Annotated in this window: 24 protein-coding genes; 10 read left to right on the forward strand and 14 right to left on the reverse strand. The window is 60.6% G+C overall.

Translation table 11 applies throughout. From position 1 onward, the window contains the following. Positions 1-32: 32 nt before the first annotated feature. The 3 genes from ACIN8IBEIGE_RS18665 to ACIN8IBEIGE_RS18675 form a co-directional block, all read right to left on the reverse strand. Entirely contained in the window at positions 33-650 is a 618-nt protein-coding gene (locus tag ACIN8IBEIGE_RS18665; protein WP_160015955.1) for an SOS response-associated peptidase, read from the reverse strand. A gap of 65 nt (positions 651-715) precedes the next feature. Continuing rightward, the gene (locus tag ACIN8IBEIGE_RS18670) at positions 716-976 is read right to left on the reverse strand and encodes a putative signal transducing protein (RefSeq protein ID WP_090375913.1); all 261 of its coding nucleotides are present in this window, start codon (positions 974-976) and stop codon (positions 716-718) included. Further along, positions 976-1,158 carry a CPXCG motif-containing cysteine-rich protein gene (locus ACIN8IBEIGE_RS18675; protein ID WP_160015956.1) on the reverse strand — a complete coding sequence of 61 codons (183 nt, stop codon included), beginning with the start codon at positions 1,156-1,158 and terminating at the stop codon, positions 976-978. The genes ACIN8IBEIGE_RS18670 and ACIN8IBEIGE_RS18675 overlap by 1 nt, the downstream gene beginning before the upstream one ends. Positions 1,159-1,286: 128 nt before the next feature. On the opposite strand from ACIN8IBEIGE_RS18675, the gene ACIN8IBEIGE_RS18680 reads away from it, so the two are divergent. Then, entirely contained in the window at positions 1,287-2,453 is a 1,167-nt protein-coding gene (locus ACIN8IBEIGE_RS18680; RefSeq protein WP_178124375.1) for a 1-acyl-sn-glycerol-3-phosphate acyltransferase, read from the forward strand. A 64-nt stretch (positions 2,454-2,517) separates the two neighbouring features. Here the strand turns inward: ACIN8IBEIGE_RS18680 and ACIN8IBEIGE_RS18685 are convergent, their stop codons facing one another. Then, positions 2,518-2,805, reverse strand: a complete 288-nt coding sequence (locus tag ACIN8IBEIGE_RS18685; RefSeq protein WP_160015958.1) for a hypothetical protein — start codon at positions 2,803-2,805, stop codon at positions 2,518-2,520. Between the two features lie 273 nt (positions 2,806-3,078). Between ACIN8IBEIGE_RS18685 and ACIN8IBEIGE_RS18690 the strand changes: the two genes are divergently transcribed. Beyond that, positions 3,079-3,285: a hypothetical protein gene (locus ACIN8IBEIGE_RS18690; protein ID WP_160015959.1), complete on the forward strand. Its 207-nt coding sequence runs from the start codon at positions 3,079-3,081 to the stop codon at positions 3,283-3,285. Between the two features lie 67 nt (positions 3,286-3,352). On the opposite strand, the gene ACIN8IBEIGE_RS18695 is transcribed toward ACIN8IBEIGE_RS18690, so the two are convergent. Beyond that, the gene (locus ACIN8IBEIGE_RS18695; RefSeq protein WP_090375928.1) at positions 3,353-3,937 is read right to left on the reverse strand and encodes a YajG family lipoprotein; all 585 of its coding nucleotides are present in this window, start codon (positions 3,935-3,937) and stop codon (positions 3,353-3,355) included. A 172-nt stretch (positions 3,938-4,109) separates the two neighbouring features. Between ACIN8IBEIGE_RS18695 and ACIN8IBEIGE_RS18700 the strand changes: the two genes are divergently transcribed. Further along, entirely contained in the window at positions 4,110-4,343 is a 234-nt protein-coding gene (locus tag ACIN8IBEIGE_RS18700) for a hypothetical protein (RefSeq protein WP_160015960.1), read from the forward strand. Between the two features lie 456 nt (positions 4,344-4,799). Beyond that, positions 4,800-6,302, forward strand: a complete 1,503-nt coding sequence (mqo, locus tag ACIN8IBEIGE_RS18705; RefSeq protein WP_160015961.1) for a malate dehydrogenase (quinone) — start codon at positions 4,800-4,802, stop codon at positions 6,300-6,302. A 134-nt stretch (positions 6,303-6,436) separates the two neighbouring features. On the opposite strand, the gene ACIN8IBEIGE_RS18710 is transcribed toward mqo, so the two are convergent. The 3 genes from ACIN8IBEIGE_RS18710 to ACIN8IBEIGE_RS18720 form a co-directional block, all read right to left on the reverse strand. Next, on the reverse strand, positions 6,437-6,799 hold the full coding sequence (locus tag ACIN8IBEIGE_RS18710; RefSeq protein WP_160015962.1) for a PilZ domain-containing protein: 363 nt from the start codon (positions 6,797-6,799) through the stop codon (positions 6,437-6,439). A 60-nt stretch (positions 6,800-6,859) separates the two neighbouring features. Further along, a complete protein-coding gene (locus ACIN8IBEIGE_RS18715; RefSeq protein ID WP_160015963.1) occupies positions 6,860-7,282 on the reverse strand; it encodes a DUF4124 domain-containing protein in 423 nt (140 codons plus the stop codon). Between the two features lie 68 nt (positions 7,283-7,350). Beyond that, complete coding sequence (locus tag ACIN8IBEIGE_RS18720; RefSeq protein ID WP_160015964.1) at positions 7,351-7,725, reverse strand: tol-pal system YbgF family protein; 375 nt, start codon at positions 7,723-7,725, stop codon at positions 7,351-7,353. 149 nt (positions 7,726-7,874) lie between these two features. Between ACIN8IBEIGE_RS18720 and ACIN8IBEIGE_RS18725 the strand changes: the two genes are divergently transcribed. Together ACIN8IBEIGE_RS18725 and pyk are read left to right on the forward strand one after the other, a co-directional pair. Then, complete coding sequence (locus tag ACIN8IBEIGE_RS18725) at positions 7,875-8,672, forward strand: tetratricopeptide repeat protein (RefSeq protein ID WP_160015965.1); 798 nt, start codon at positions 7,875-7,877, stop codon at positions 8,670-8,672. 88 nt (positions 8,673-8,760) lie between these two features. Then, the gene (pyk, locus tag ACIN8IBEIGE_RS18730; protein ID WP_160015966.1) at positions 8,761-10,212 is read left to right on the forward strand and encodes a pyruvate kinase; all 1,452 of its coding nucleotides are present in this window, start codon (positions 8,761-8,763) and stop codon (positions 10,210-10,212) included. 147 nt (positions 10,213-10,359) lie between these two features. Here pyk and ACIN8IBEIGE_RS18735 read toward each other — a convergent pair whose 3' ends face one another. Genes ACIN8IBEIGE_RS18735 through ACIN8IBEIGE_RS18745 form a run of 3 tightly spaced genes read right to left on the reverse strand, consistent with a single transcriptional unit; the run spans position 10,360 to position 13,241 of the window. Continuing rightward, on the reverse strand, positions 10,360-11,133 hold the full coding sequence (locus ACIN8IBEIGE_RS18735) for an enoyl-CoA hydratase (RefSeq protein WP_160015967.1): 774 nt from the start codon (positions 11,131-11,133) through the stop codon (positions 10,360-10,362). A 46-nt stretch (positions 11,134-11,179) separates the two neighbouring features. Next, on the reverse strand, positions 11,180-12,121 hold the full coding sequence (locus ACIN8IBEIGE_RS18740; RefSeq protein WP_160015968.1) for an iron-sulfur-binding ferredoxin reductase: 942 nt from the start codon (positions 12,119-12,121) through the stop codon (positions 11,180-11,182). Then, positions 12,114-13,241, reverse strand: a complete 1,128-nt coding sequence (locus ACIN8IBEIGE_RS18745; RefSeq protein ID WP_160015969.1) for a diguanylate cyclase — start codon at positions 13,239-13,241, stop codon at positions 12,114-12,116. Before ACIN8IBEIGE_RS18745 ends, ACIN8IBEIGE_RS18740 begins: the two co-directional genes overlap by 8 nt. A 288-nt stretch (positions 13,242-13,529) precedes the next feature. Here ACIN8IBEIGE_RS18745 and ACIN8IBEIGE_RS18750 point away from each other — a divergent pair, with 288 nt between their 5' ends. Both ACIN8IBEIGE_RS18750 and ACIN8IBEIGE_RS18755 read left to right on the forward strand, forming a co-directional pair. Further along, positions 13,530-15,053, forward strand: coding sequence for a fumarate hydratase (locus ACIN8IBEIGE_RS18750; protein WP_160015970.1), 1,524 nt, complete (start codon positions 13,530-13,532; stop codon positions 15,051-15,053). A 342-nt stretch (positions 15,054-15,395) separates the two neighbouring features. After that, the gene (locus ACIN8IBEIGE_RS18755; RefSeq protein WP_160015971.1) at positions 15,396-16,052 is read left to right on the forward strand and encodes a TIGR04211 family SH3 domain-containing protein; all 657 of its coding nucleotides are present in this window, start codon (positions 15,396-15,398) and stop codon (positions 16,050-16,052) included. 377 nt (positions 16,053-16,429) lie between these two features. Here the strand turns inward: ACIN8IBEIGE_RS18755 and ACIN8IBEIGE_RS18760 are convergent. The 3 genes from ACIN8IBEIGE_RS18760 to ACIN8IBEIGE_RS18770 form a co-directional block, all read right to left on the reverse strand. Continuing rightward, positions 16,430-17,562, reverse strand: a protein-coding gene (locus ACIN8IBEIGE_RS18760) for an IS3 family transposase (protein ID WP_160015972.1) whose coding sequence is annotated in 2 segments (ribosomal slippage) — positions 16,430-17,319 and positions 17,319-17,562 — 1,134 coding nt in all. Because the reading frame shifts where the segments join, the coding sequence is not laid out codon by codon here. Positions 17,563-17,702: 140 nt separating this feature from the next. Then, complete coding sequence (locus ACIN8IBEIGE_RS18765; RefSeq protein ID WP_160015973.1) at positions 17,703-18,044, reverse strand: FKBP-type peptidyl-prolyl cis-trans isomerase; 342 nt, start codon at positions 18,042-18,044, stop codon at positions 17,703-17,705. An 80-nt stretch (positions 18,045-18,124) separates the two neighbouring features. Next, a complete protein-coding gene (locus ACIN8IBEIGE_RS18770; protein ID WP_160015974.1) occupies positions 18,125-18,637 on the reverse strand; it encodes a MarR family winged helix-turn-helix transcriptional regulator in 513 nt (170 codons plus the stop codon). A gap of 92 nt (positions 18,638-18,729) precedes the next feature. Here ACIN8IBEIGE_RS18770 and ACIN8IBEIGE_RS18775 point away from each other — a divergent pair, with 92 nt between their 5' ends. Then, complete coding sequence (locus tag ACIN8IBEIGE_RS18775) at positions 18,730-19,632, forward strand: EamA family transporter (protein ID WP_160015975.1); 903 nt, start codon at positions 18,730-18,732, stop codon at positions 19,630-19,632. 11 nt (positions 19,633-19,643) lie between these two features. Then, positions 19,644-20,261 (forward strand): nitroreductase family protein, encoded by a 618-nt coding sequence (locus ACIN8IBEIGE_RS18780; RefSeq protein ID WP_160015976.1) that lies wholly within the window; start codon positions 19,644-19,646, stop codon positions 20,259-20,261. Positions 20,262-20,268 lie beyond the last annotated feature (7 nt).

Consider the following 20,268-nt stretch of genomic DNA (forward strand, 5'->3'; position numbering starts at 1 on the left):
GGCAGCACGTCCTTTTGCGCTCTGTTAATGGCCTAGGCCGGAGTCAGACACTCAGGCGCATCCAGCTTGGGATCATTGATCAGGTTGGCCAGCACCCGCTCGCGCAGCGCCGGTTGCGGGCTCGCCAATAAAGCCTGCAACTCGGCCGCCGGTGTCTCGGCAGCTAGCCAGGCAGCCTGGCCAGCCTCATCAAGAATCAACGGCCGCCGCTGACTGGCCGCTGCCTGAGTCACCACCGCAGCACTCAGATAAACGCAACCCTCAACCGGATAGGCTTCCCACAAGGCCGCAAAATACAGCGGCGTACTCTCACCGGTGAGCCAGTACGGACGCTTGCGCGCCGAGCCGCGCCACTCGTAAAACCCGTTGGCCGGCAACAGGCCGCGACGCAGGCGAAATGCTTCGCGAAACATCGGCTGCTCGGCCAAAGTCTCAGCACGCGCCTGGGCCGGAGTCTTGGTCAGATCAGTCAACCAGGGCGGCGTCAGCCCCCAGCGCGCACGCGTCAACTGGCGCTCACCTTCTACGTTGCGCAACAACAACACCTGGCTATTGGGCGAAATGCTCCAGTGCGGCAACTGATCAGCAGGAAAACCGGGAGTCGCCGCAAATGCAGGCGTCCAACGGAACAGGGCATAACGTCCACACATGGGAAACTCGATAACACTTGAAATAAAGGCAGCAGGGGCGACGCGCCGCAGACCGTAACAGGCTCTTAGCAGAGCAACGTACCCTGGAAGTTATCCGGCTCATCACCGGGCAGCGGCAGCGCAGCATTGTACGCGGCGATCAGCTGTTGTGCGCTGTACGCCTGATCATCCTCAACCATCACCCCAAGCAAGCCGCAGGCGGGCAACTCACCCACCGCACCAGCCAGGTGCTGCCCAGTGAGATAGGCCTCGATCCCTTCACTGGCCAGCATACCCAGCAGCAGCTCGCCTTCCATCAGGTCCTGTGGCTCATAGATTCGCTGCATCAGTCATTCTCTCCGCGCACATCCAGGCTCCAGCCCTCACCATCGGTCTGCAGCGAAAACACGATGGGCCGGCAACACACCGGACAGTCTTCGATGTACTGCTGATCGCCGGCAGAAAGGTCAAGCAGCGCCTCTACCTGCTCGCCACAGTAGGGACATTGGTAGTCCTGGCTTTCCAGCATCGCTGTCTCCTTGTGACTTGGCGTTATAATCGCCGGTCTATAGCTGGCCCTGCAGTCGCGCACGAGCCATTACTACGCGTGACGAGCGGTGCAATAAGCATCTCCACAGCCAACCACAACAAGAGAGCATGATGGGCGAATTCGATGCCATCCGACCTTACGCCGACGCCGAAGTCCCTGCCGTGCTGGCGCGCCTGCTGGCCGACGATGCGTTCCTTGGCATCCTCACCCAGTTCCGCTTCCCGCGCCTTGCGGCACCTTTAGGCTGGCTGCTTAAACCACTTATAGCCTATCGCCTGCGTCTTGAGTTTCGTGACGTGAGCTCGGTGGCGCAATTGCAGGCGCGCATCGAGAATTATGTCGACCGCACCATTGAGCAGGCCACCGATGGCGTGAGCTATTCCGGCATCGAGCACCTGCAAGCCGGCAAGGCTTATCTGTTCCTCGCCAACCACCGCGATATCGTCATGGACCCGGCGTTCGTCAATTACGCGGTGTACCACGCGGGCCTGCCTACACCGCGTATCGCCATCGGCGACAACCTGCTGCAGAAGCCCTTCGTCAGTGACCTGATGCGCCTGAACAAGAGCTTTATCGTGCACCGCTCGATCAGCGGACGGCGCGAGAAGCTGGCGGCTTACCAATTGCTCTCGGCCTATATTAATCACTCGATCCGCAACGACGGCGAGTCGATCTGGATCGCCCAGGCCGAAGGCCGCGCCAAGGATGGTGATGACCGCACCGATTCGGCGATCCTCAAGATGTTCCATATGAGTCGTAAGGATGAGCCGTTCGCCGAAGTGATCAATGCCCTGCGCCTGACGCCGGTATCGATCAGCTACGAGTACGACCCCTGCGACCAGGCCAAGGCCCGCGAGCTGTTTATCCGCGCCAGCACTGGCAACTACACCAAGGCGGCGGGCGAGGATGACCAGAGTATTGCCCTCGGCATTACAGGCTACAAAGGCCGCGTGCACGTGCACTTCGGTGCGCCAGTCAGCCAGGGCCTGGAAGACAGCAAGCTGCTGGCAGCGGAAATGGATCGGCAGATTCTCAGCGGTTATCGGCTGTTTCCCGTGCATTACCTGGCCTATGCCATGTGGGCAGATCGCGATCCGGAACTGGCCGTGCCCAACGCCGCCGAGCTATTCCCAGCAGCCGAGCTCAGCGCAGCCAAGAACGAATGGCAGCGACGCCTGGCCAACTGCCCGAGCGAGCAGCAGCCCTACCTGATCCTGCAATACGCCAATCCGGTACGTAACCAGTACCGGATCAAGGCTGGTCTGCCGCTGTAGGTAAATCGCAGCCAGAAAAAACGGCAGCCAATGGCTGCCGTTTTTTATTGCCTGAGAAACCAGGTTACAGCTGTGTGCTAAGCCAGGACAGCAGCAATGACGACCCCAGGCAGGCATAACCAAAGCGATAGAAAAACTGATTCAGGCGCAGTGTCGGCTCATCAAAGGCATAGGCCTCATCCGCCAGTTCATTCAACTGATTGCCCGCCAGCAAGCGGGCCTGCGCACGCTGCTCGCGCAGACGGGTAGCCAGTAGCAGCCAGGCACCCGCCAGGGCGAAAAACAGCGCCAGCCCATTCAGCCACTGCCCAGGCTGACCTTCGATCAGCAACCAGAGCGCTTGCAACGACATGCTCAACCTCGACTACATCTATAAGGCATGCGGTCAACGTCACGCCTGGTTAGCAAAACACCCGATGCAGCATCGAGCGATCCAAATACGGCCGCGGAGTCTACCGAAGGTTGCCGTACTCGCGGTTCGATTCCGACGAATCGCAGCCACCATGACCAAGCGGTCTAAACACTGTCATGTTCCTGAGCTATGGTCTAACACTCGTCCCAACGCCTTAGCCCAAAAGGCTTCGAGCACGGTGACAGGTCTTAAACATCCATGGAGGAACGCACCATGCTGCACGCGCAACCGCAAGACCGTGACTACCTGATCGATTCGCTGGATGACATAGAAGCTGTCATCGACGAACTGTCTTTCAATGTGCAGGACGACCACTGGCTGGTCTACTGCGCCATGGGCGGCCATGAGCATTACGCCCTGCCCGACATAGACGCACGCACCGGCATGAGCTTGCCCGAGTTCTACAGTGAGGCAGCCTGAAAGGCAGCAAAACGCAGGTGTAAAAAAGCCCGGAATAGTCCGGGCTTTTTTATTACCGCCGCAAACTTTACTGCGCGAGCATCTGGCCGATGGTCGGGTCCTTGAAGGCACGAGTCAGGGCATCGCTCAACACATCGCTGATCAGCTTGGTATTGGTCGCCTGATTCGGCGCCATACCGAAGCGCTGGTTCAGCGACGCACCATAACGACCGCTGTAACGACGGCTGCTGTTTTGCACATCCACGCGGAAGGTGGCGGTCATGTCCGCTTCGGTCACGTACAAGCCCTCTTTCGGCGACTGGTACTTCAGTTCGGCCAGGGTCAGGGTCAGCTGTGGTGCGTTGTAGGCATTCGCGCTTGGGGTAAAGCCGAGCAGACGTACAGCGGCTTCAGCCTGGGCCTGCAGCTTGGGCAGGATGTCCTGGCCGGTCACGCTGATGGCGCTGGTTTCCGGGTAAAGGCCACCACGGGTACCCAGCACAGGCGAAGGACGACCATCGGCCACCCGCACCACCACCGGCTGGCCCTGACCAACAGCAGTCAGCGGGCTATTGAGTTTGGGTTGTGGGCTGAGTTGTTGCGGGCTGTGGGCGCAACCCACCAGAGTAAGGCTGGCAACAGCCACCAGACCAAACAGCAGACGATGCAGCATGCTCAACTCTCCATAAATAAGGGGGTGAAGTGGCGCGCAGTATAACCAGCGCGGGAAATGCCTGACAGCGCTGCTTGCTAGGACGTTTATCGCGCCCACAGGTTCCCGTAACGCCCTTGTCATGCACATCAGGCATAAGACTTTAGTCTTCTATGTTTGTGAGTGATCCGCCATGTTCTCACTGCGCAACCTGCTCGCCCCACGCCGCCCAATGCGCTCATTTGCCCTGGTCGATGCGCAAGGCACTTGCCGCGCCCTGCGCCAGTCAGCCCAGGTGCCACAAGGCTCCGGCTGGATTGAGGTGCGACACAGCTGCCTGAGCTGGCTCAATCGACCACTGCCAGCCGGCGTCAGAACCGTGCAGGTCACGCCATGCCTGCGCCTGCAACAAACGCTGGCAGCCTGACCAGCGGAAGAAGAAAAGTCACGCCAGGCGATCAATTTTCCTGCTTTGCCCTTATAATCGCGCCCCGATTATAAGGACGCCTCCTGTTCGGGCCCTGCCGTCACGCTGATGCACCATTCATCGGCCGCGCCCCAGAGAGTCGCCCACTTCGCGCTGCCTTCCGGCCGCCGCTTTTTCCCACTGTGAAATGCCATGCAGTCGCTGCAGTGGTTGCTTCATATCGTGGAAAAGTCGGCCCAGGCAGACGTGTTTTGAGGTTCACGACTCCAAAAGAGCGTGAAAAAACGGTTTGGAAAACTTCACAAGAGTGTGGCGAAAATGAACGATCTCGCGGTTGGCATCTGCCCCCAGAAGCCTGCTTCCTTCAACCCTGAGCGTCTCGCCGACTGCTGATTGGCTGTGTGCATACATAAGCTGACTAACGTCTATTGAGTGCTGGTTTGCGGAGAAGTGGTAATGGCGCAAAACGATTACGAAACAATGGATGTGGTGCTGGTTGGTGCCGGCATCATGAGTGCGACCCTGGCCGTACTGCTGAAAGAGCTCGACCCGGCGATCAAACTGGAAGTGCTTGAAATGATGGCCTCCGGAGCGATCGAAAGCTCCAACCCTTGGAACAACGCGGGCACCGGCCACGCGGGCCTGTGCGAGCTGAATTACACGCCGGAGTCGGCGGACGGTTCGATCGACATCAAGAAGTCGGTGACCATCAACACCCAGTTCGAAGAATCCAAGCAGTTCTGGGCCTACCTGGTCGAGAAAGGCCGCTTCGGTTCGCCCAAGTCGTTTATCAACCCGGTTCCACACCTGAGCTTCGTTCGCGGCCAGAAAGGTATCGACTACCTGAAGAAGCGCTTCGAAGCGCTGACCGCGCACCACGCCTTCGCCGAGATGGAATACACCGAAGACCGTGCCACCATGGCCGAATGGATGCCGCTGATGCTGCCGGGTCGCGACCCGAACGAGCCGATTGCCGCCACCCGCGTCATGGCCGGTACCGACGTCAACTTCGGCACCCTGACCAAGCACCTGCTCGACCACCTCGGCCAGCAGGCAGACGCCAAAGTGACCTGCAGCCAGAAGGTTGTCGGCCTCAAGCGCAATGCAGATGGCTGGCGCGTCAGCGTCAAGGACCAGCAGAACGGCCGCAGCCGTGAAATTCAGGCCAAGTTCGTCTTCCTCGGCGCCGGCGGCGCTGCCCTGCCGCTGCTGCAGATGTCCGGCATTCCGGAAGGCAAAGGCTTTGGCGGCTTCCCGGTCAGCGGCCAGTGGCTGCGTTGCGACAACTCGGAAGTGGTCAAACAGCACCAGGCCAAGGTCTACAGCCAGGCCGCAGTCGGCTCGCCGCCGATGTCGGTACCGCACTTGGACACCCGCGTTGTGGATGGCAAGACCTCGCTGCTGTTCGGCCCTTACGCCGGCTTCTCGACCAAGTTCCTGCGTCACGGCTCTTTCCTCGACCTGCCACTTTCGGTACGCCCGAACAACATCGGCCCGATGCTGGCAGTGGCGCGCGACAACTTCGACCTGACCCGCTATCTGGTCAAGGAAGTGCTGCAGTCCGAAGAACAGCGCCTGGAAACCCTGCGCGGTTTCTATCCAGAGGCCAAAGCCGAAGATTGGCGCCTGGAGATGGCTGGCCAACGCGTGCAGATCATCAAGAAGGACGCGAAGAACGGCGGCATCCTGCAGTTCGGTACCGAACTGGTAGCTGCCCAGGACGGCTCCATCGCCGCCCTGCTCGGCGCCTCGCCAGGTGCTTCAGTGACTGTCTCGATCATGCTTGACCTGATCCAGCGCTGCTTCGGCGCGCAGGTCAAATCAGAGCAGTGGAGCAGCAAGCTGAACGAGATCTTCCCAGCCATGGGTTCAGTGCTCGCCAGCGATGCCGAGCGCTACCGCGAAGTGCAGTCGCGCTCCGACGCGTTGCTGCAGCTGGAACAAACCGTCAGCGCCTAAACCGCCTGAAGATAAAAAATTGCAGGGAGCAATTTTTAACGTCGCGCCAGCGACGGCCGCCAGGGATGGCAGGCAATAAAAAACCGCCTCTCGGGGCGGTTTTTTATGTCCTCAGCAATCAGTCCGCCGCGTGTTCAGGCCGAGGCAGCCATAGACCGGAAGCTGAAGTAATGTCGCAGCGCATCGACCATCTCGACATAGTCACCAGGCGGCGCGACCAGGGCAAAACCTGAGTCATAACAGCCTGGAGTGACATCCTCGCGGGACCACTGGCAGGTGGCGGAAAAATCGATGTAGTGCGGCGCGTCGTGTCCAGGGATCTTCAGGCGCATATCAAAACGCGCGCCCACTAGCAGGGGCAGCTGGCTGATCAGCATCAGGCCGTCCAGGGAGACGTTACCGATATAGCCCATGGGCTTGTCGGTAATGCGGTTGAACACCTTCAGGTAGTAGGGCAGCTGATGGCGTTCGATGCTGCGCTGAATGTGCTTGGGCATAGTGGCAAATCGCTATAGATGGCCATTGAGTATGGCCTCACTACTGCGCTTAAACCAGTTTCAGGAACAGCGATCAGCCACCTGGCTCTGCAATTGCTGACGAGCGGTATCCACCTGCTGATCGCTGTAATACTCGCGCTCGCCATTGGCGTCGGTACGGTAATAGCTGTAGCCCTCAGGGATATTGCCCAGTCGACGGCGCAACTCCTGACATTCGGCCGCCCGTTTGGCCTGACGCTCAGCCGCCACAGCAGAAGCCTGCGCCTGCTCTTCACGACGAGCATCGTAGAAACGATTGGCGCGCTCTTCACGTTCACGGGTCAACTGATCGCGCTCGACCACCTGCGGCTTGACCTCAATCTGCCGAGCCCCTGCCGCCGCAGGGCGCTGACCGAAATGCACCTGGCCATTGGCATCGGTCCAACGATAGATTTCCGCAACCGCCAACCCCGGCAATAACAACAGGCACAACAAGACGCGCATGGATTCCCTCCCGTAAAGTCTCAGCTTACTGCCGAGAGTAGCCTTTTATGGCCTGTGACGACCAGCGGTCAGGGCTTGACCGGATTGACTTTGACGGCCACGTCGACGCCGTCATGCCCCAACTGACGCAGGGTGTCCATACGCGCGCGGGCCCGATAGGCGTACTCACTGGCCGGGTAGTGGGCGACGATGAACTGGTAGGTCTGCATGGCATCGACAAACAGCGCCTGACGCTCCAGACACTGGCCGCGCAGCAGGGAGATTTCCGGCTGCATATAGCGCCGCGAGCGGCTGTTGCGCTCGGCCTTGGACAGCGACAGGATGGCCGCCTCGCACTCACCGCGGTCGTAGGCCTGATAGGCACTATTGAGGTGGTGATCAAACGAGTAACGGTTGCACCCCGCTACTCCCACCACCAGCAGAACAATAAACAGTATGCGCATAAGCCTCTCCTCCGATGAGCAGTGTATCGACTGCCCGGGAAAATTCTGCAGCAACATATCCTCTGATGGGTAATGCCGCCAGCCACTTGGCTGCCGCCCGCACGCCTGACTAGACTGGCGCGCAACGGCCATTGTGCCCAGGAGCTGTCATGTCGTCTTCCTCTCGCCTGCTAGTGCTACTGTGTACCGCCCTCTTGAGCGCCTGCTCGCCCACCACACCACTGTTTATTGCGCAGATCACCACCAACGAAGTGGTCGAATACAAAACCCTGAAGAACAACAGGATGCTCGCCGCCATCGAGGATGAAGGCGACCTGCTGACCTACAGCGCCCAGGCCATCCGCGATGCCAAGAGTGAGCAGGCCGAGCAGCTGTACCTCACCGGTTATCGTGACGAGAAGCTCAGCGATGAGGTGCGCGCCATCTCGCTTTATCAGATCGGCCTGCTCTATATGAACCGTTTCAACGAGCAGCGCGATGACAACAAGGCGCTCAACTACTTCTATCAGGTGCTCAACCAGTTCCCCGCCAGCCGCGCTGCCGAACGAGCCGAGGCGCGGATTGTGATGATCCGCGAACGCGCAGACGAGCCCGTGCACAAGACCTCACGCGAACTACTGGCGCACTGGAAACCCAACCAGCAATTTGACCTGTACAAGCCCAGCCTCGACACGGACATGACCCTGCTGTCGCGCCGCGCCGTGCTGAAAAACCGTGTCAGTGAAGCTGAAGAGCTGTACCTACTCGCCTTGAGCGACCCAGGTATCCCCGCCGACATCAAGGAAAAGGCCCTGTACCAGCTCGGTCTGATGTACCTAGCCCCGGATAACCCACAGGCCAGCCGCGACAAGGCCATCACCTACCTGCGTCGTCTACTGGTGCAGTTCCCCAATAGCGACCTGAATACTAAGGCCGCCCGCCATCTGGATCAGGCACTTAATCACTAGCAGACCAGGCAAGGTAGTGCAGAGGAACAATGACTACAGGGTGGCGGCATAGTAGCCTCGTGCTCAGCTGCCACTCAGGAGTCTGTGCATGACCTTTCGCCGCACCAAAATCGTCGCCACCCTCGGCCCAGCCAGCAACGCGCCGGAAATTCTGGAGCAACTGATCATCGCTGGCCTGGATGTCGCCCGCCTGAACTTCTCCCACGGCTCGCCCGATGAGCACAAAGCACGCGCCAAGCTGGTGCGTGAGCTGGCTGCCAAGCACGGTCGCCACGTTGCCCTGCTCGGCGACCTGCAAGGCCCGAAAATCCGCATCGCCAAATTCGCCAACAAGCGCATCGAGCTCAAACTTGGCGATCGCTTTACCTTCTCTACCAGCCATCCGCTGACTGCGGGCACCCAGGACATAGTCGGCATCGACTACCCGGATCTGGTCAAAGATTGCGGCGTCGGTGACGAGTTGTTGCTCGACGACGGCCGTGTGGTGATGCGAGTAGAAACCGCAACCGCAGACGCCCTGCACTGCGAAGTGATCATCAGCGGCCCGTTGTCCGACCATAAGGGTATCAACCGCCGTGGCGGCGGCCTGACTGCGCCAGCCCTGACTGAGAAAGACAAAGCCGACATCAAACTGGCTGCCGAGATGCAGTTGGATTACCTGGCCGTGTCCTTCCCGCGTGATGCCGATGACATGCACTACGCGCGCAAGCTGCGTGACGAAGCCGGCGGCACTGCCTGGCTGGTGGCCAAGATCGAGCGCGCCGAAGCGGTGGCTGACGACGAAACCCTCGACGGCCTGATTCGCGCCAGTGATGCGGTGATGGTGGCTCGTGGCGACCTGGGCGTGGAGATCGGCGACGCCGAACTGTGCGGCATCCAGAAGAAAATCATTCTGCACGCGCGTCGCCACAACAAGGCGGTGATCACGGCCACGCAGATGATGGAGTCGATGATCCAGAATCCGATGCCAACCCGCGCGGAAGTCTCCGACGTGGCCAACGCCGTACTCGACTACACCGACGCGGTGATGCTTTCGGCAGAAAGCGCCGCCGGCGCCTACCCGCTGGAGGCCGTGCAGGCCATGGCACGCATCTGCCTGGGCGCGGAAAAGCATCCGACCAGCAAGAAATCCAGCCACCGCATGGGCACCGAGTTCGAGCGCTGCGACGAAAGCATTGCCCTGGCAGCCATGTACACGGCCAACCACTTCCCCGGTGTCAAGGCGATCATCGCCCTGACCGAAAGTGGCTACACGCCGCTGATCATGTCACGCATCCGTTCTTCGGTGCCGATCTTCGCCTTCTCCCCGCACCGCGAAACCCAGGCCCGTGCGGCCATGTTCCGCGGCGTCTACACCGTGCCGTTCGACCCAGCCGCCCTGCAACCGGCGCAAGTCAGCCAGGCCGCAGTGGACGAGCTGCTCAAGCGCGGCGTGGTGCAAGCCGGAGACTGGGTGATCCTGACCAAGGGCGACAGTTACCACACCATCGGCGGCACCAACACCATGAAGCTGCTGCATGTCGGTGAAGCACTCGTTTAATTGCTTCGCTGCAATAAAAAAGGCCGCTCGATTGAGCGGCCTTTTTTATTAACGACACCTGATACTCTCCCTTGTGTAGGAGCGGGCTTGCCCGCGAATCGACGTCAATAACGAGAAAATCGCGGCCAATGCCGCTCCTACAGGGCATCAAGCGAACTTGCTGAAGTCCGGCGTGCGCCGCTGCATAAAAGCCGTCAGCGCCTCGATGGCTTCCGGCGAGCGCAGACGTTGGCCGAACAAGGCGCCCTCTTCCTCGATAACCCGGCGCAGTTGCTCGCGGTCCGGTGCGCGCATCAGGCGTTTGCTATCCGCCACTGCTGCCGGTGCCAGTTGCTGAAAGCGCAGGGCCATTTCACGGGCCTTGGCCAGGGTTGCCTCACCGCTATCCAGCGCCTGATTGGCGATGCCCCAGGTTGAGGCCTGCTCACCGGTAAAGCTCTGCCCGAGCAACAGTAGTTCGGCAGCACGGGCGTGGCCGAGCAAACGCGGCAGAATCAGGCTGGATCCGTACTCGGGGCACAGGCCAAGGTTGACGAAGGGCATCTTCAGCGTGGCATCACGGCTGACATACACCAGATCGCAATGCAGCAGCATGGTCGTGCCGATGCCCACTGCAGGGCCGCTGACGGCGGCCACCACTGGCTTGCTGAACTCGAACAGCGCCTGCATAAACTGGAACACTTCGCTGCCCAGGCCAGTGGGCGGTGCCTGGATAAAGTCGGCGACATCATTGCCGCTGGTAAAGCAGCTCTCACCGCCGGTGATCAGCACGGCGCGCACACTTTTATCCTGATCGGCCTGCACCAGCACTTCGGCCATGCCGCTGTACATGGCGCGGGTCAGGGCATTCTTCTTGTCGGGGCGGTGCATGCGCAGGGTCAGCAGGCCTTGCTCACGCTCAACCAGCAGGTGCTCGCTCATCATCAATCCTCACGGCAGGCCACCTGCGCGCTGAAAACCTGAACGGCTAGCGCGCGTGGGGCAGAAAGACGTCAGCAAAAACCTGGCTACGCGGTAAACCCGCCAGATACAGGCGGCGCGCAAAGGTTTCGACGCTGTCGGGGTGGCCGCAGAGTAAGGCGACGGTTTGCCGTGAAACAAGGCGCAGTTCGGCCAAAGCAGCCGGCAACTCGGCCGCCACAAGCAGCTCGACCTGCAGCTGCGGATGGCTGGCCGCCAGCGCCTGCAAGGGCTCAGCCAGGTAATGCGCTGATGCATCGTGGGCCAGGTGAATAACCCGGATCGCACCCTGATGCTCCTGGCGTAGCGCCTCACGCAGCACCCCGTACAGCGGCGCCAGGCCGGTTCCGGCGGCCATCAGCCAGAGCGGACGGGCTTGCCAGTCCGGGTCATAGTGCAAGGCCGCGCCACGCAACTCGCCCAGACGCAGACCATCGCCCGGCTGAAACGCCCGCGCCGCACTGGCAAAGGCGCCGCACTGGCGGCAGTCGATATGAAATTCCAGCCAGGGGTCATCACCCGGCACACTGGCCAGCGAATAGGGTCGGGCAATGCCGTCCTCAGTCCAGAGTTGCAGATGTTGCCCGGCGCTGTAGCGCTGCGGCCGCTGTGGGGCCAGGCGCAGACGCAGCACATCGCTGCTGAGCCAGTCGCAACTGTGAATAACGGCTGGAGCCGCATCACGCAGCGGGTCGAACACTTCGATCTGCACGTCCTCGACTACCCGGCACTGGCAAGCCAGGCGCCAACCCTGTTCACGCCGCGCAGCGTCCAGGGCTTCCGGCTTTGAATCGAGCAGCTCGCCGCCCACACAGCGCACCAGGCAAGCATGGCAACTGCCGGCGCGGCAGCTGTAGGGCACGGCGATGCCGGCAGCCAGCAGGCTGTCCAGCAGGTTACTGGCGGGGGTGACCTCAAGGCAGCGATCAGCGGCCCGTAACTCAGGCATCCACATCCTCCCAGGTCGCCGCGCAACGGTTACGCCCGTCGCGTTTGGCCTGGTACAGCGCCTGGTCGGCACGTTGCAGGGCTTCGTCGAGATCATCGTGCACGGTCAGCAGGGTCATGCCGATGGACACGCTCAGACTGGCCACCTTCACGCCCAGCGGCTCGGCGCGGCTAAAGGCCTCACGCAGGCGCTCGCAGCAGGCGGTGAACTGATCGGCTTCGGTATTGGGCAACAACAACACAAATTCCTCACCGCCGTAGCGGGCTACCACATCACCATCGCGCAAGCAGGCGCGGGCGACGGCGGCGAACGTCTGCAGAACCCGATCCCCGGCGGCGTGGCCGTGAATATCGTTGATCCGCTTGAAATGATCCAGATCGAGCAACGCCAGGCCATGCTGGCGCCCATGATGCAGCCCTTCCAGCTCGCGGCTGGCCAGGCGCAGAAAGTGCCGACGGTTGCACAGCCCAGTCAACTCATCCGTGGCGGCCAAGTCTTCCAGCTGACGCATCATGCCACGCAGGGTGTCCTGATGCGCCTGCAAGGCAAAACGCCGCTGGCGCATACGCTGGCGCATGGCCTGGGCGTAACTGGCAAACAGGCACAGCCAGACCAGCACCACCGCCAGTACGCACGCCTGCATTAGCGCCACGCGCGGCTCGCTCAGCTGCAGGGTATAGGCTTCATACAGGTTCAAGCCGGCAAAGCCGAAGAAGGCAAACAGCGCGCAACGGGCGAAGACCCGCGGCGGCAACTGAAACACGCCGAACAGCAGAATCAGCAGATAGATCACCAGCATGCTGCCGCGGCCTTCGCTGAACAGCGACAGCAGCACGGTCAGCCAGGCCAACGCCACCAGCACCTGGGGTTCAGTCAGGCTGGGGTCGGCCAAACGCAGATTGATGCGGGACAGAAACAGCCCGAGAAACGCCAGCTGACTAAGTGCGGCCAGCGCAGTGATGGTCAAAGTGGTTAGGAGAGAGGCATGAAACAGCCCAGCAAATACGCCGATCCAGCACAGCAGCCCAGTCAGAGCATAGGTGGCCACTGCCATGCCGAAACGCTTCAGCAGCAGGCTTTGCAGAGTTCGCTGGGTTACCCGCTGGCTACTTAGGCTCATGGGTTTATGGGCTCCGTCCCATGCTGGCATCTAGCCGCCACTGTACCCCTGTGATCACCGAATGCCTAGGCCGCTGCCGCGTCATTAGTCGGCTCAAACAGCCGACCAGCGACCATGGTCTGGGCCGGCACAGGTGTCCGCCTGACGGTGTGCGCGGTATACTGCCGCGCCTTTTTATCTTGTGCTTTGGCCTTGTCCTTTGACCTTGATAGCCCTGCGCCGGGCCATGACCCAGCGCTGTTCGAAGTTCCTGCCCTACTCCTACCTCTAGAAAAAGGAGCGCCAAGCATGACCGTGATCAAGCAAGACGACCTGATCCAGAGCGTCGCCGACGCCCTGCAGTTCATCTCCTACTACCACCCCGTCGACTTCATCCAGGCCATGCATGAGGCCTACCTGAAGGAAGAGTCGCCAGCCGCACGCGACTCCATGGCGCAGATCCTGATCAACTCGCGCATGTGCGCCACCGGCCACCGGCCGATCTGCCAGGACACCGGCATCGTCACCGTATTTATCCGCGTCGGTATGGACGTGCAGTGGACCGGCGCGACCATGAGCGTTGACGACATGATCAACGAAGGCGTACGCCGTGCCTACAACCTGCCGGAAAACGTCCTGCGTGCCTCGATCCTCGCCGACCCGGCCGGTGCGCGGAAGAACACCAAGGACAACACCCCGGCCGTGATCCACTACTCCATCGTCCCCGGCGACAAGGTGGAAGTGGACGTTGCCGCCAAAGGCGGCGGTTCCGAGAACAAGTCGAAGATGGCCATGCTCAACCCGTCCGACTCGATCGTTGACTGGGTACTGAAGACCGTTCCGGAAATGGGTGCTGGCTGGTGCCCGCCGGGCATGCTCGGCATAGGCATCGGCGGCACCGCCGAGAAAGCCGCGGTAATGGCCAAGGAAGTGTTGATGGAACACATCGACATCCATGAGCTGAAAGCTCGCGGCCCGCAGAACAAGATCGAGGAAATGCGCCTCGAGCTGTTCGATAAGGTCAACCAGCTGGGTATCGGCGCCCAGGGTCTGGGCGGCCTGACCACCGTGCTCGACGTGAAGATCATGGATTACCCGACCCACGCCGCCTCCTTACCGGTGTGCATGATTCCCAACTGCGCAGCCACCCGTCACGCCCACTTCGTGCTCGACGGCTCCGGCCCAGCCGAGTTGGAAGCGCCTGATCTGTCCGCCTACCCGGAAATCGTCTGGGAAGCCGGCCCGAGCGCGCGCCGCGTCGACCTCGACACCCTAACCCCGGAAGACGTGCAGAGCTGGCAGCCGGGCGAAACTGTGCTGCTCAACGGCAAGATGCTCACCGGCCGCGACGCCGCGCACAAGCGCATGGTCGACATGCTGAACAAAGGCGAAGAGCTGCCGGTCGACCTCAAAGGCCGCTTCATCTACTACGTCGGCCCGGTCGATCCGGTGCGCGAAGAAGTGGTTGGCCCAGCTGGCCCGACCACCGCCACGCGGATGGACAAGTTCACCCGGCAGATCCTCGAAAGTACCGGTCTGCTGGGCATGATCGGCAAGTCCGAGCGCGGCCCGATTGCCATCGAAGCGATCAAGGACAACAAGGCCGTGTACCTGATGGCCGTCGGCGGCGCTGCTTATCTGGTCGCCCAGGCGATTAAAAAATCGCGCGTGGTGGCCTTCGCCGAACTGGGTATGGAAGCCATCTACGAGTTCGACGTGAAAGACATGCCCGTTACCGTGGCGGTCGACACCAAGGGCGAGTCGGTGCACATCACCGGCCCAGCAATCTGGAACAAAAAGATCCACGACAGCCTGGCCGTCGAGATCAAGTAAGCCCTGCGGCAACCCCAACAAACCCGGCCACGTGCCGGGTTTGTTGTTTCCAGCACTCACGAATCCAGCCTCAAGGTGAGCAGCCAGGTTGTGAACCACACGGCAAGCTGGGCATAAATATCAACCATCCATCCCGCAACCCGCCGCCGAGTGAACTCCCCGCGCTCGCTAAGTGTCTGTCTGCTGTCGACCCGCCGGGTGGATTGTATGGCCATTTGCCCAGCGCACAGCTGCATAGCAGCCGTACCATCCCGACCGCCTAACAGCTTGCGGCCATGCGCCTGGCCGGCACTTATCGCACCCGCCTGAGGGTTTGTTTAATCGCCATGTGAAGATTGCCCCATGCACCTACTCCGTCATCACGCCACGCCCTTTCCCCCTCTGCAAAAGCTGGTTCTTGTAGCCTGCCTGCTGGCAAGCGCCAGCAACTCCCACGCTGCAGGAAATGCCAGCAACAACCGTTGGGTCAGCGACAGCCTGCACACCTATGTACGCAGCGGCCCCACCGACGGCTACCGTATCGTCGGCACCCTGGTCTCCGGGCAAAAGGTCACCCTGCTGCAAACCTCCGGCGACTACAGCCAGGTACGCGGCGAAACCGGCAGTGCAGTATGGATTGCCAACCGCGACCTGCAGGACGTGCCCGGCCAGGCCGAGCGCCTACCGCAGTTTGAACAGCAAGTGGCCGAACTGAGCGCCGAACTGGCAGGCATCAACGACACCTGGAAAACCCGCGTGCAAGGCATGCAGGAAACCCTCAACTCACGCAAAACCCTGATCGACGAACTGCAAACCGCGCGCTCGACGCTGGATAGTGAGCTAAGCCAGACCAACTCCGAATTACGTGAACTGCAAGCGCAACTGGGCGAGGAAAACCAGCAGGTACTGATGCGCTATATGGCCTACGGCGGCGGTATCGCCGGCGCTGGACTGCTCGCAGGGCTGATTCTGCCGACCATGCTGCGGGTACGGCGTAAGCGCAATGATCAGTGGGTTTGAGTATTGGCTAGATAAACGTCCCGACAATCTGAGATATGTGGCCCACGCCGCTTAGGCGTTGAGGCCAAGCCAAATTTGCTGCAGAACAACAAACCCGGCCTGGTGCCGGGTTTGTTGTTCTTCGAAATAGTGAAGAGAACAGGTTGGTTTCGAGCTGTTCAACCGTTGATCACCAGCAGAGATCAGCAAAAATAGGCAAGGGATGCCTACCAGAACGGGGTAGGCCAGTAGTAAACAGCCACGCTCATAAGTGCATCAGCTCGTGGTGCTCTCAGACGCAAATTGCGTCGATGATAAAGCACACACAGGGGCGAAGCCTGTCGTTTTCTTAAACGACATGTTGTTGTGGTCAACGAAAACTGGACACTGGTTTAGGTTTATCCGGCCAGTGATTCAGTTTCCGCTGGCGTTCTGTATCCGTTGTAACTGTGTGGCCGCTGATGGTTGTAGTAATCCGTCAGGTAACGCAGCACATCAGCCTCAGCTTGTCCTTGGCTGGTATAGCCATGCTCTGGCATCCACTCCGTTTTCAGGCTTCTGAAGAAACGCTCCATTGGGGCGTTGTCCCAGCAATTTCCACGGCGGCTCATGCTCTGCTTGATCCGGTAACGCCACAGCATCTGGCGGAACTCGATGCTGGTGTAATGGCTGCCTTGGTCAGAATGAAACATCAGTTGCTGCGGGCAACCACGGGACTCAAAAGCCACGCGCAAAGCGCGCGTCGTAAGTTGTGAGTCTGGTCGATTGGACAACGCCCAGCCCACGATGCGGCGCGCATACAAATCCATCACCGCCGCCAGGTAGATCCAGCGATTGCCCGCCCAGATGTAGGTCACGTCGCCGCACCACACTTGGTTGGGCCCGCTCACTGTGAACTGCCGACCCAGCTCATTCGCCGCGATAGCGTTTTCACCATCAGCTCGCCGATAACGATGCTTACGCGATTGCGAACTGCACAACCGAGCCTCTTTCATCAGGCGTCCGGCAAGGAAACGACCCACAGCAACACCCTGTATTCGCAGCGCCGCTGACAATGTTCTCGCCCCAGCTGAGCCTCGACTTTGTAGATGAAGCTCAGTGGCCAGCTGACGCAGAGCAGCCCGCCGATGATCTATCCGACGGCGTCGCGTGCAGGCGTAGTAAACACTGCTGCGGTTTACGCCAAATACACGGCACAGCTCGGCTCGTGGATACCGCTCGCCCAATGCCTCGATCAGGCTTACTGATCGAGGGAGTCCGACATTAAGAGAGCGGTAGCCTTTTTTAGGATCTCTTTCTCCCGCTCCAAACGCCTAACCTGGGCCTCAAGGTCTTGTATGCGTTTCTGCTCGGGAGTCATGGCCTTGCTGCGCGGCGGGGTTGTGCCGCCACGCTCACTGCGCAGTTGCTCTACCCATCGACGTAATGCTACACCCATCGACTTGCAGGCCTCAGGAATGGAATACCCCTGATCCAACACCAAACCGGCTGCTTCGAGTTTGAAATCTGTACTGAATGATCTTCTGGTCACACAAACACCTCATGGCTGGGCGAAGCTTAACGCCCTATCGGGGTGTCCAGAATCATTGAGCCACAACAAGGCACATGGTGCTGGTACGAGACAAACTCTGTCTAGAGCAAGGCTGGAGTTGGTCGAAGCAGCTGAGTCACTCAATCATCCCGCGTCAGCACTTCCAGCAACTCAATCTCGAAGATCAGATTGGAGTGCGGTTTGATATGCGCGCCGAACTGGCGTTCGCCATAGCCCAGGTGGGACGGCACATAGAGCTTGCGCTTGCCACCGACGCGCATGCCCATCATGCCGATATCCCAGCCCTTAATCACCCGGCCTGTGCCGATCACGCACTGGAAGGCTTTGCCGCGATCATAGGATGAGTCGAACTTGCTGCCATCTTCTAGAAAACCATTGTATTGGGTAGTGATCAGCGCACCTTTGACCACTTCCTTGCCGTCACCCAACTGGATGTCTTCGATCTTCAATTCATCGCTCATGCTGTGCTGCTCTCTTGTCTGGTTCGCCCGCGGGGATGGCTGCCGCCTTCACAGCCGAGACAATCTGGCGGTCTGTCGAGTCACTTCTGCACAGGTTCCAATATAGCCAACAGTGCCGACAGGCCATCATCCAGCTGATTGCGGATTGCGACCGGCAAGGCCGCGAGGATGCGCGCCTCATTGTCGACATGGGCCTCCACCGCCTGATCGATCAGTTCCAGGCCTGCCGGGGTGAGTTGCACCAACAGACTGCGAGCATCGCTGGGGTTAGGGATGCGGCTGATCCTACCGGCGGCTTCCAGCTGCTGCAGCTGCCGGGTCATGGTGCCGGAGGTGATCATCAACGCCGAGAACAAGGCCGTGGGTGCTAAGCAGTAAGGCGCGCCACTGCGGCGCAAAGTCGCCAGTACATCGAATTCCCAGGCGCTCAAGCCGAAGCGCTCAAACACCGGCAGCAGCTCGCGGCGCAACAATGCCGAACAGCGGCCAATACGGCCGATCACCCCCATCGGGCTGACATCCAGATCCGGGCGCTCTTGGGCCCATTGCTGGAGGATGAGATCAACGGCATCGGCTGGGCGTGACGGGTGCATGGCGGACTCTCCAAAAATTATCTTGAATTCAAGACAAATTCGACTTAGGCTGAAATTATCTTGAATGCGAGACAATCTACAGGATAACCATCATGCTGCGTACCCCCTGGTTCAACACCTTGCTCACCGCCCTGGCTCCCTTGATCTGGGGATCCACCTATATCGTCACCACCGAGTGGTTGCCGCCTGATCGCCCCTTTGTCGCCGCAATGCTGCGAGCCCTGCCGGCCGGTCTGTTGCTGGTGCTGTGCTGCCGTCAGCTACCGGCGCGCAGTGACTGGGGCCGTATGCTGGTACTCGCCGCACTGAATATCGGCTGCTTTCAGGCCCTGCTATTCGTCGCGGCCTATCGCCTGCCCGGTGGCCTGGCGGCCGTGGTCGGGGCGGTGCAACCCCTGCTGCTGATGGGCCTGCTCTGGGGCCTGGAGGGTCGACGCCCGGCTCAGGTGACCATTGGTGCCAGCCTGCTGGGGGTTGCCGGCATGGCGGCACTGCTGCTGTCACCCGATTCGCGCTGGGACACCCTGGGGATTGTCGCGGCCTTCGCCGGTATGAGCTGCATGGCGCTAGGGACTTACCTGACCCGACGCTGGAAGAGCGACCTGGCTTTGCTGCCCTTTACCGGCTGGCAGCTGCTGCTGGGCGGGCTGATGCTGTTGCCGCTGGCCGTGCTGGTCGACCCGCCCTTGCAGAGCCTGAGCATCAGCCAGGGTCTGGCCTATGCCTACCTGTCGCTGTTCGGTGCACTACTGGCCTACGTGCTGTGGTTCCGCGGTATTGCCCGTCTGTCACCCGTGGCCGTTTCTTCACTAAGCCTGCTGAGCCCGGTGGTGGCCGTCTTGATCGGCTGGCTGCTACTGGATGAGCGCATCACCGGCGTGGCCCTGATCGGCCTGCTGACCGTACTGGGCAGCATCCTCGCAGTGCAGTGGACCAGCAACGCCACCAAGGCCTCGCGCCCGCCCAAAGATTCTTCCCTGAGCAACCCTGTATAACGGAGCCTGCCATGACCACCACTATCAAACACCTGATCGAATCCCGGGTATCCACCACACGTTATCAGGGCGGTCGCGAACTGCCCGAGCCCGTCATCCGCGAGTTGGTGCAACTGGCCACCCGCGCCCCCACGGCCTTCAACCTGCAGAACTGGAAATTTATCGCCGTACAGTCCGCAGCGGCCAAGGCGCGCCTGTACGAGCTGGCCTACCAGCAACGCCAGGTGCTGGATGCCTCGGTGACCTTTATAGTCTGCGGCACTCTAGAGGCCCACACTCACCTGGCCCAGCACCTTCAACCCTCGGTCGATGTCGGCATCCTGCCCGCCAGCGTCCAGCAGAGCTGGACGGACATGGTCAACCAGAGTCATGCCGACAACCCTCAGCTGCAGCGTGAAGAGGCGGTGCGCTCGGCGTCCCTGGCGGCCATGACCATGATACTGGCTGCGCAGGGCATGGGCCTGGCCAGTGGCGCCATGACCGGCTTCGATGCCGAAGGTGTGGCACAGGCCTTTGCGCTGGAAGCCCATGAACCGCCCATCCTGCTGGTTACCGTCGGCTATGCCGCCGAGGGCAACTGGCCGCAGAAAGTGCGCCGCCCCGTGCAGGAGGTGCTGGCCTTCGCCTAAGCCAGTT

The sequence above is a fragment of the Pseudomonas sp. 8BK genome, assembly GCF_902506475.1.
Taxonomy (GTDB): domain Bacteria; phylum Pseudomonadota; class Gammaproteobacteria; order Pseudomonadales; family Pseudomonadaceae; genus Aquipseudomonas; species Aquipseudomonas anguilliseptica.

Coding starts and splice junctions, on each gene's coding strand:
- ACIN8IBEIGE_RS18710 (WP_160015962.1), bottom strand. CDS start 6,799: ATGCCCAAGCACATTCAGCGCAGCATCGAACGCCATCAGCTGCCCTAC.
- ACIN8IBEIGE_RS18740 (WP_160015968.1), bottom strand. CDS start 12,121: ATGCCTGAGTTACGGGCCGCTGATCGCTGCCTTGAGGTCACCCCCGCC.
- ACIN8IBEIGE_RS18755 (WP_160015971.1), top strand. CDS start 15,396: ATGCACCTACTCCGTCATCACGCCACGCCCTTTCCCCCTCTGCAAAAG.
- ACIN8IBEIGE_RS18780 (WP_160015976.1), top strand. CDS start 19,644: ATGACCACCACTATCAAACACCTGATCGAATCCCGGGTATCCACCACA.
- ACIN8IBEIGE_RS18670 (WP_090375913.1), bottom strand. CDS start 976: ATGCAGCGAATCTATGAGCCACAGGACCTGATGGAAGGCGAGCTGCTG.
- pyk (WP_160015966.1), top strand. CDS start 8,761: ATGACCTTTCGCCGCACCAAAATCGTCGCCACCCTCGGCCCAGCCAGC.
- ACIN8IBEIGE_RS18685 (WP_160015958.1), bottom strand. CDS start 2,805: ATGTCGTTGCAAGCGCTCTGGTTGCTGATCGAAGGTCAGCCTGGGCAG.
- ACIN8IBEIGE_RS18775 (WP_160015975.1), top strand. CDS start 18,730: ATGCTGCGTACCCCCTGGTTCAACACCTTGCTCACCGCCCTGGCTCCC.
- ACIN8IBEIGE_RS18770 (WP_160015974.1), bottom strand. CDS start 18,637: ATGCACCCGTCACGCCCAGCCGATGCCGTTGATCTCATCCTCCAGCAA.
- ACIN8IBEIGE_RS18735 (WP_160015967.1), bottom strand. CDS start 11,133: ATGAGCGAGCACCTGCTGGTTGAGCGTGAGCAAGGCCTGCTGACCCTG.
- ACIN8IBEIGE_RS18675 (WP_160015956.1), bottom strand. CDS start 1,158: ATGCTGGAAAGCCAGGACTACCAATGTCCCTACTGTGGCGAGCAGGTA.
- ACIN8IBEIGE_RS18750 (WP_160015970.1), top strand. CDS start 13,530: ATGACCGTGATCAAGCAAGACGACCTGATCCAGAGCGTCGCCGACGCC.
- mqo (WP_160015961.1), top strand. CDS start 4,800: ATGGCGCAAAACGATTACGAAACAATGGATGTGGTGCTGGTTGGTGCC.
- ACIN8IBEIGE_RS18700 (WP_160015960.1), top strand. CDS start 4,110: ATGTTCTCACTGCGCAACCTGCTCGCCCCACGCCGCCCAATGCGCTCA.
- ACIN8IBEIGE_RS18695 (WP_090375928.1), bottom strand. CDS start 3,937: ATGCTGCATCGTCTGCTGTTTGGTCTGGTGGCTGTTGCCAGCCTTACT.
- ACIN8IBEIGE_RS18745 (WP_160015969.1), bottom strand. CDS start 13,241: ATGAGCCTAAGTAGCCAGCGGGTAACCCAGCGAACTCTGCAAAGCCTG.
- ACIN8IBEIGE_RS18765 (WP_160015973.1), bottom strand. CDS start 18,044: ATGAGCGATGAATTGAAGATCGAAGACATCCAGTTGGGTGACGGCAAG.
- ACIN8IBEIGE_RS18725 (WP_160015965.1), top strand. CDS start 7,875: ATGTCGTCTTCCTCTCGCCTGCTAGTGCTACTGTGTACCGCCCTCTTG.
- ACIN8IBEIGE_RS18715 (WP_160015963.1), bottom strand. CDS start 7,282: ATGCGCGTCTTGTTGTGCCTGTTGTTATTGCCGGGGTTGGCGGTTGCG.
- ACIN8IBEIGE_RS18720 (WP_160015964.1), bottom strand. CDS start 7,725: ATGCGCATACTGTTTATTGTTCTGCTGGTGGTGGGAGTAGCGGGGTGC.
- ACIN8IBEIGE_RS18690 (WP_160015959.1), top strand. CDS start 3,079: ATGCTGCACGCGCAACCGCAAGACCGTGACTACCTGATCGATTCGCTG.
- ACIN8IBEIGE_RS18665 (WP_160015955.1), bottom strand. CDS start 650: ATGTGTGGACGTTATGCCCTGTTCCGTTGGACGCCTGCATTTGCGGCG.
- ACIN8IBEIGE_RS18680 (WP_178124375.1), top strand. CDS start 1,287: ATGATGGGCGAATTCGATGCCATCCGACCTTACGCCGACGCCGAAGTC.